At 72.0% G+C, this 8,110-nt stretch carries 6 protein-coding genes; 5 read left to right on the forward strand and 1 reads right to left on the reverse strand.

The features are described 5' to 3' along the window. Positions 1-137 precede the first annotated feature (137 nt). A complete protein-coding gene (locus tag GEV07_21265) occupies positions 138-833 on the reverse strand; it encodes a hydroxylase (protein ID MQA05144.1) in 696 nt (231 codons plus the stop codon). A 445-nt stretch (positions 834-1,278) separates the two neighbouring features. Between GEV07_21265 and GEV07_21270 the strand changes: the two genes are divergently transcribed. The 5 genes from GEV07_21270 to GEV07_21290 all read left to right on the forward strand — a co-directional run bounded on the left by GEV07_21270 (position 1,279) and on the right by GEV07_21290 (position 7,144). Further along, a complete protein-coding gene (locus GEV07_21270) occupies positions 1,279-2,793 on the forward strand; it encodes a DEAD/DEAH box helicase (protein ID MQA05145.1) in 1,515 nt (504 codons plus the stop codon). A 39-nt stretch (positions 2,794-2,832) separates the two neighbouring features. Further along, positions 2,833-3,744 carry an alpha/beta fold hydrolase gene (locus tag GEV07_21275; GenBank protein MQA05146.1) on the forward strand — a complete coding sequence of 304 codons (912 nt, stop codon included), beginning with the start codon at positions 2,833-2,835 and terminating at the stop codon, positions 3,742-3,744. A 104-nt stretch (positions 3,745-3,848) separates the two neighbouring features. After that, positions 3,849-4,601 carry a DUF2236 domain-containing protein gene (locus GEV07_21280; GenBank protein ID MQA05147.1) on the forward strand — a complete coding sequence of 251 codons (753 nt, stop codon included), beginning with the start codon at positions 3,849-3,851 and terminating at the stop codon, positions 4,599-4,601. Positions 4,602-4,645: 44 nt separating this feature from the next. Continuing rightward, positions 4,646-6,082, forward strand: a complete 1,437-nt coding sequence (locus tag GEV07_21285) for a pyridine nucleotide-disulfide oxidoreductase (GenBank protein ID MQA05148.1) — start codon at positions 4,646-4,648, stop codon at positions 6,080-6,082. A 12-nt stretch (positions 6,083-6,094) separates the two neighbouring features. Beyond that, entirely contained in the window at positions 6,095-7,144 is a 1,050-nt protein-coding gene (locus GEV07_21290) for a mechanosensitive ion channel (GenBank protein ID MQA05149.1), read from the forward strand. Positions 7,145-8,110 lie beyond the last annotated feature (966 nt).

Consider the following 8,110-nt stretch of genomic DNA (forward strand, 5'->3'; position numbering starts at 1 on the left):
CCGCCAAGCCCCGCCACCACTGACCCAGCACAGCCGCCAGCCACGCCGGCGGCGCGGTCAGGCTCTGCCGCGCGACAGACCCGCCAAGCCCCGCCATCACTGGCCCAGCACGGCCGCCAGCCACGGCGGCGGCGCGGTCAGGACGTGAGGCCGAGGCGGGTCATCCGGTCGTTGTGGTTCTCGAGCAACCGGTTCGACACCTTGCCCAGCTCGGCGAGGTCGGCGCCCGCGTCGCCGCGGCCGACGAGTAGCGCTGCGAGCGCGTCCCTGTCGGCGGCGACCCGCTGCGCCTGCACCAGCGCCTCGCCGACGATCCGGCGCGCCCACAGCGCCAGCCGGCCGGCCACCGTCGGGTCCTCCTCGATGGCCTTGCGCACGCGGTCGACGACGAACGTGGCGTGCCCGCTGTCACCGACCACGTCCCCCACCAGCTCGCGGGTGTCCGGGTCGAGCACGGACGCGAGCTCGGCGTAGAAGTCGCCGGCGAGACCGTCCCCCACGTACGCCTTCACCAGGCCCTCCAGCCAGTCGTTCGGGCTGGTCTTGGCGTGGAAGTCGTCGAGCGGCCGGACGAACGGCTGCATCGCGACCTCCGGGTCGAGGCCCCGCGCGGCGAGCGCGTTCACCAGCCGCTCGCAGTGCCGGAACTCCACCACTGCCAGCTCCGCAAGCGCGGCCTTGTCGATCAGCGAAGGCGCCAGCCGGGAGTACGCGGCCAGCCGCTCGAACGCCACCAGCTCGGCGTAGGCGAGCACGCCGAGCAGATCGGCGACGGCGACGTCCAACGCTGGGTCCACGCCCGACGGCGGCTGCTGTCCCGCTCCATCGCTCATCCGTTCCTCCGCGACCGCTTCGATCGCTGCCCTCCGGCAGGTGCCGCGACGGTGCGACCGACAACCAAGGCAGCAACGCGGCCCCTACCTCCGGCCAGCTCCTCAGCTCCTTCGCTCATCCGCGCAGGCTATCCCGGCGCCCGCCGGCGGGAGAACACAGCGTCGCCGACACGCCCGCCGTCGGCCACTGCTCAACCCCGCAGGTGCGGCAGCTAGACTGCTCGCGGTCGCGCGAATGGTCGACATGGCTGCCGGGGGTAGCCACCGGTACCCGCGCGACGGAGTCCGTAGCGATGGGGGTATCGCCACGACGGCACTGGTGCCCGCCGGACGACACCGCGACGCAGGCACGGTCGGGTCCCGGGGCGTACCGATACGTTCTGGCGAATCGGGGCTGTCGTGACACCCGCGGCGACGGGCCCCACCTGCTTACCATGCGAGAAGGGTGCGAACGATCAAGACTTTCCGCGACCTCGGAGCCGATGCGGAGACCGCTGATGCGCTCTCCGCGGTCGGCATCGTGTCGCCGTTCCCCGTGCAAGAGCTCACCATTCCCCTTGCGTTGACCGGCAACGACGTCATCGCGCAGGCACCGACGGGGACGGGTAAGACGCTCGCCTTCGGCGTGCCGCTACTGCAGCGGATCACCGTGCCAGGCCCTGGCCGGCCGGAGGCGCTGGTGATCGTGCCGACCAGGGAGCTGGCCGTCCAGGTGGCCGGCGACCTGGAGACGGCGTCCGGTGACCGGGGCGTCCGCATCCTGCTGATCTACGGCGGTCGCTCCTACGATCCGCAGATCGAGGGGCTGAAGTCCGGCGTCGACGTGGTCGTCGGCACGCCCGGCCGGCTGCTCGACCTGGCCAACCGCGGCGTGCTCGAGCTGTCCGAGGTGAACACCCTGGTGCTCGACGAGGCCGACCGGATGCTCGACCTCGGCTTCCTGCCGGACGTCGAGCGGATCATCGCCATGACCCCGGAGCGGCGGCAGACGCTGCTGTTCTCCGCGACCATGCCGGGCGAGGTGGTCAGCCTCTCCCGGCGCTACCTCAAGCAGGCCACCCAGGTGCACGTCGAGCACGTGCACGGGGCGACCGGCGAGGAAGAGGGCATCGGGCCGGAGCTGCGCCAGCTCGCGTACCGCACCCACCAGATGGACAAGGTGGAGGTGCTCGCCCGGGTGTTGCAGGTACCAGAACGCGGCCGCACCATGGTGTTCTGCCGCACGAAGATCTCCGCCGACCACGTCGCCAGCGACCTGGTCGCACGCGGCTTCAGGGCAGCCACGGTGCACGGTGACCTCGGCCAGGGCGACCGGGAGCGCGCGTTGCGCAACTTCCGCGGCCGCAAGATCGACGTGCTGGTGGCGACCGACGTCGCGGCCCGCGGGCTGGACGTGGAGAGCGTCACCCACGTGGTCAACTACGACTGCCCGGAGGACGAGAAGGCGTACCTGCACCGGGTGGGCCGCAGCGCCCGCGCCGGCGCGACCGGTACGGCGCTGACCTTCGTGGACTGGTCCGACCTGGCCAGGTGGAAGGCGATCAACAACGCCCTCGACCTGGACCTCGGCGAGCCCACAGAGACGTACTCCACGTCACCGCACCTGTACAGCGAACTGGAGATCCCCGAGGACGCCACCGGCACACTGCCCGGCGCACCGGGAGCCAGCGCGGCCAAGCCGAGCCGGCGGCCGCGCGACGACCGCAGCCCGCGGCGGCGCGAGCCGCGCGGCGAGCGGGCCGCGAGCGACTCCGAAGGCGACGGCGAGCAGCGGGCGCGCCGTAACAGGTCGCGCAGGCGGACCCGGCGCGGCGAACCCATTGAATCGGACAGCACGGCCACAAGCGAGCAAACCGCCCCGGCCAACGCGGACGCCGGTCACGGCGGGGAGCAGCCCAGGCGACGCAGGCGGCGACGCAGGACACGCCGGTCGGGCAATGGCGGTACTGTCGAGGAGTAGTCCTCCCCAGTGGTCCCGGAGCAGCAGGAAGCCCCGCCTATGAGCACTCCCCCGTTCGTCGAGTTGCCCGACGGGGTCTTCCGCACCTCAGTTCTCACCAACCGCGGCGAGTTCGCCGCGCTGCGTGCCGACCCGCCGGCGGACGCGTCGGCGGCGCCCACCACGCTGCTCGTACCCGGCTACTCGGGCAGCAAAGAGGACTTCATCGCCATGCTCGCGCCGATCGCGGCGGGCGGCCGCACGGTTATCGCCGTCGACCAGCGCGGCCAGTACGAGACGCCGGGACCGGCCACCCACGAGGCGTACACCACCGACGCACTCGGCGCGGACGTGCGCGCGATGGTGGCCGCGCTCTCCGGCAGCGGGCCGCTGCACCTGCTCGGCCACTCGTTCGGCGGCCTGGTCACCAGGTCGGCGCTGCTTGCCGACCCGACCGGGGTGTGCTCGTACACCGTGCTCGGTTCGGGGCCCGGCCGGATCATCGGGGTGCGGTCGAAGCACGCCAGGCTGCTGGTCGAGGTGGTCGCCAAGTTCGGCCCGAACGTCGTCGCGCCGACGATGCAGCGCTTCGAACGGTTGAAGGCGGGCCCCAAACCTCCGGACGAGGTGGTGGAGTTCGTGCACCGGCGGCTGGAGGTCAGCTCGCCGTACGCGCTCGTCGCCATGGCCAGGGCGCTGCTGACCGAGCCGGACCGGGTGGACGACCTCGCCGCGCTCGGTGTGCCCACGCTGGTCGCGTACGGCGACGGCGACGACGCATGGCCACCCGCCGTCCAGGCGGCGATGGCGACCAGGCTCGGCGCCGGCGAGGCGATCTTCGCCGGGGCCGGTCATTCCCCGAACGTGGACGTACCCGACGACCTGGTCAAGACGCTCCTGCGATTCTGGGACGACGCAGAGGGGCCCGGGATCGGCGCGGAGACCGCGTTGACCGCGGCGTCGGGCTGCTGAGACCGGAGGTGGGACCGGTGCCGAACACGCTCACCGTCCCCCCGGACGCCGACACCCGGCCGCCCGGACCGAACAGCGTGAGCTGGCAGGTGCACGGCGACCCGATGATGTGGGTGGCCGGACCGCGCGCGCTGTACCTGCAGGCGTTGCACCCGCGGGTGATCCGCGGCTTCACCCAGAACTCCGACTACCGCAACGGCACCTGGCAGCGACTGGTGCGCACAGCGCGCTACGTCGGCTGCACCACGTTCGGGTCGGTGGAGGAGGCGCACCGGGTCGCCGCGCGGATCCGCGGTATCCATGAGCGGCTGACCGCCGTGGATCCCGACACCGGCGAGAGCTACCGGCTCGACCAGCACGACCTGCTGCTGTGGGTGCACTGCTGCGAGATCGACTCGTACCTGTCCGTCACCCGCCGGGCGGGGCTGCGGCTGTCCGCGGCCGCCGCGGACCGCTACGTCGACGAGCAGCGGTGGCGTGCCTGGCTGATCGGGATCGACCCGAAGGCGGCCCCGTCGAGCACCGCGGAGCTGGCCGCGTTCTTCACCGCCGCGCGCCCCAGCCTCGCCGCCACCCAGGAGGCACGCGACGCCGCACGCTTCGTCGTCCTCCCGCCGATGCCGCTGGTGCTGAACTTCACCGCTGTACGGCCGGGCTGGGCGAGCGTCGGCGCCGTCGCGTACGCGTCGCTGCCGGCGTGGGCGCGCGAGCTCTACGGACTGCGTACACCGACGCCGGCGATGGGCGTCACCGCGGCCCTGCACGCGATGCGGGTGGCCGCATTCACCGTTCCCCGCCCGCTGCGGGAGGGGAAGTACCGACGGGCCGCGCGGCAACGGCTCGCCGCGGCCAAGTAGCCGACGCGCCGGCCGGCCACGGCCGGCAGGTTTCGGGAGGTGACATGAACGAGACGGTCAGCGACGCCTACGACGTCGTCGTGATCGGCGCCGGCCCACCCGGGGAGAACGTCGCAGCAACGGTCGTGGCGAGCGGGCTCAGCGCCGTCGTCGTGGAGCGTGAGCTGGTCGGCGGCGAGTGCTCGTACTACGCGTGCATGCCGAGCAAGGCCCTGTTGCGTCCGCCCGCCGCCCTGGCCGCCGCGCAGGCGGTGCCGGGCGCCAGGGAGGCGGTGACCGGCGAGCTGGACGCCGCCGCGGTGCTGGCGTCGCGCAACGCGTTCGCGTCCAACTGGTCCGACGACGGCCAGGTCGACTGGCTGAACAGCGTCGGCATCGACCTGCGCAGGGGCGCCGGCCGGCTGGTCGGCGAGCGCGAGGTCGCGGTGGTGGCCGAGGACGGCACCGAGAGCAGGCTGCGGGCGAACCACGCGGTGGTGGTCTGCACCGGCAGCGACACCTCGATCCCCGACGTACCGGGGCTGCGCGCGGCGAACCCGTGGACCAGCAGGGACGCGACGACGGCACAGCAGGTGCCCGGCCGGCTCGCGGTGATCGGCGGCGGCGTGGTCGCCTGCGAGATGGCGGACGCGTACACCGCGCTCGGCGCGGCGGTCACCATGATCGTCCGCGGCGACACGCTGCTGCCTTCTGTCGACGGGTTCGCCGGCTCGCTCGTCGCCGGCGCGCTGAGGCAACGCGGCGTGGACATCAGGTTCGGCACCACCGCGACCGACGTGAGCCGCACCGGCGACGGCGTGGTGATCGACACGAGCACCGGGTTGACCGTGATGGCGGACGAGTTGCTCGTCGCCGCCGGCCGGGTGCCACGCACCCAGGGTCTCGGGCTCGACACGGTGGGCCACAAGGACGGTGACTGGCTCGACGACGTCGACGACACCTGTCTGCTGCGGGGCGTGCCCGGCGAGTGGCTCTACGCGGTCGGGGACGTGAACCACCGCGCCCTGCTCACCCACATGGGCAAGTACCAGGCCCGGGCGTGCGGCGCGGCGATCGCCGCCCGCGCCGACGGCCGGCGGGTCGGCCCCGTGCCGTGGACGAGGCACGTCGCGACGGCCGACCACATGGCCGTGCCGCAGGTCGTGTTCACCGATCCCGAGGTCGCCGCGGTGGGCTACTCCTACCGACAGGCACGAGACGCAGGTCTGCGTGTACGCACCGTCGACTTCCCCATCGGGAACGTCGCAGGAGCTGCACTGTTCGCCGACGGATACACGGGTCAGGCCCGTATGGTGGTGGACGAGACGCGACACGTGATCGTGGGTGCCACGTTCGCCGGCATCGGGGTGGCCGAGTTGTTGCACGCTGCGACGGTGGCAATCGTCGGAGAAGTGCACATCGATCGACTGTGGCATGCGGTACCTGCGTACCCCACGATCAGCGAGGTGTGGCTCAGGTTGCTCGAAAACTACACCGCTTAGTTGGAGATTCCGTTGCATCAACCCCCTACCTGGGCAGAGCTGATCTTTGCCGTAGCCGCGGTCGTGGTCGGTGTCACCGCGGCCGTGCTCATACGGGTACTCGTCAAGCGGCTCAACGGCCGGTTGCCGCGCAGTGCCTGGACTCGGGACGACGTATTCGTGAATGCCCTGCGCGATCTGGCGTCCTCGGCGCTGGTGATCGGGGGTGCCTGGTTCGCGGCCACCCTGCTGCCGCTGACCGGCACGGTGAGCAAGTGGACGTACCGGCTCCTGTTGAGCCTGCTGATCCTGTTGGTCGCCCTTGCGGTGAGCCGGCTGGTGGGCAGCCTGGTACGCACGGTGCTCACCAAGACCGGGGTGGCGAGCTCGGCCAGCATCTTCGTGAACATCGCGCGCATCGCGGTGCTCGCGGTCGGCATGTTGATCTTGCTGCAGACGATGGGCGTCTCGATCACCCCGCTACTGACCGCCATGGGAGTCGGCGGTATCGCGATCGCCCTCGCCCTGCAGGACACCTTGGCGAACCTGTTCGCCGGCGTACACCTGCTGGCGTCGCGGAAGCTGCAACCGGGCAACTACATCAAGCTCCCGGACGGCCACGAGGGATACGTGGTCGACATCAACTGGCGCAACACCACGATGCGTGACCTGCTCGACAACATGGTCATCGTGCCGAACGCGATGATCTCCAACAGCGCCGTGGTCAACTACGACCAGCCGGCGAAGGACCTGTACATGGTCGTACAGGCCCGCGTCACCTACGACTGCGACCTGGCCACGGTCGAGCGGATCATCGTCGCCGTCGGCCGTGACGTCCTGTCGAGCATCGACGGCGGCGTCGCCGACGCCGAGCCCGTCGTCCGGTTCCACACCTTCGGCGACCTCGGCATCGAGTTCTCCGTGATCATGCAGATCGAGGAGTACGGCGACCAGTTCCTGATCAAGCACGAGTTCGTCAAGCGCCTGCACGAGCGCTTCCGCGCCGAAGGCATCGACATCCCGCACCCAATGCGCGGCATGGACTTCCTCGAACGCGAGCCGCTAGGAACCGCCGCAAGCTAGCCCCCGCCGGCTGGCCGACCCGACCGCCGGCGCCGGCCACCTGGCAGGTGGCCCCGGGGGTGGGCTCCGCCGCCGGCTCGCACGCCGCGCGGCCGGCCCCGGGTGCGGCCAGTGGCTGCGCTGGGCACGGCCGGCCTGCCGGCCGTGCACCCACCCCGCGCCCGCAGTGGCCGGTGACCAGCTCGCCGGTCCGGCGGCCAGTAACCGACGCGGCTGCCCGCCCGCCCCGTCGCGGGGTGGCGACCAGCTTGCCGGCCAGGTGCCCGTTTGCCAATGACCGGGTGCAGACCGCCTTGTCGGGCTCGCACACCCGGTAGCCCGCTGCGTGCCGACACGCGAGCGGCCGGTAGCCACCTTGCCCGCCGCATTTTGCCCGGCCGTCCACGTGCCCACGGCCGGTGGCCGTGGCCGGCCCCGCGTGCCCACGCCGGCGCCGGTAGCCGGCTTCCGATGACCGGTGGTCCGTGCCCCGCCGAGTTGCCCGCACGCGCCCGACGGCCGGTGGCCGTGGCCCGGGCCCCGCCCATTGCCCGTACGCCCGGCGCCGGTGGCCAGCTTGCCGGCTTCCGATGACCGGTGGTCCGTGCCCCGCCGAGTTGCCCGCACGCCCGGTGGCCGGCAGCCGGCGCCCACGCCGCGTGCGCGGGGCCGGGCAGGTGGGCGGGTCAGGTGACCTGGGGGCGGGCCGGGGGACTCGTGGGTGTTCGGGTTCGCCGGTGGCCTTTGCCGGGAGGAGGGCGCAGGCGGCCAGGGCGCACATGACCGCGGCGAGGGTGAAGCCGGTGGCTGGGCCGTACTCCTCGATCACGCGGCCGGCCACTACTGCGCCTAGTACTGCAACGGCACTTGCTTGACAGGTAGTTGATCATGGTCGGGTGGTTACCGATCTGGTGATAGATGAGCTGGATACCTTGCATGAGCGGGTCGCGGGCCGGTTCGGGCGGGCGGAGCCGCGGGCTCGGGTGC

Source organism: Streptosporangiales bacterium, from assembly GCA_009379825.1.
Classification (GTDB): domain Bacteria; phylum Actinomycetota; class Actinomycetes; order Streptosporangiales; family WHST01; genus WHST01.

Excerpts from the sequence above, each read along its gene's own strand:
- GEV07_21265 (MQA05144.1), bottom strand. The coding sequence starts at position 833 with ATGAGCGATGGAGCGGGACAGCAGCCGCCGTCGGGCGTGGACCCAGCG.
- GEV07_21285 (MQA05148.1), top strand. The coding sequence starts at position 4,646 with ATGAACGAGACGGTCAGCGACGCCTACGACGTCGTCGTGATCGGCGCC.
- GEV07_21280 (MQA05147.1), top strand. The coding sequence starts at position 3,849 with ATGATGTGGGTGGCCGGACCGCGCGCGCTGTACCTGCAGGCGTTGCAC.
- GEV07_21275 (MQA05146.1), top strand. The coding sequence starts at position 2,833 with ATGAGCACTCCCCCGTTCGTCGAGTTGCCCGACGGGGTCTTCCGCACC.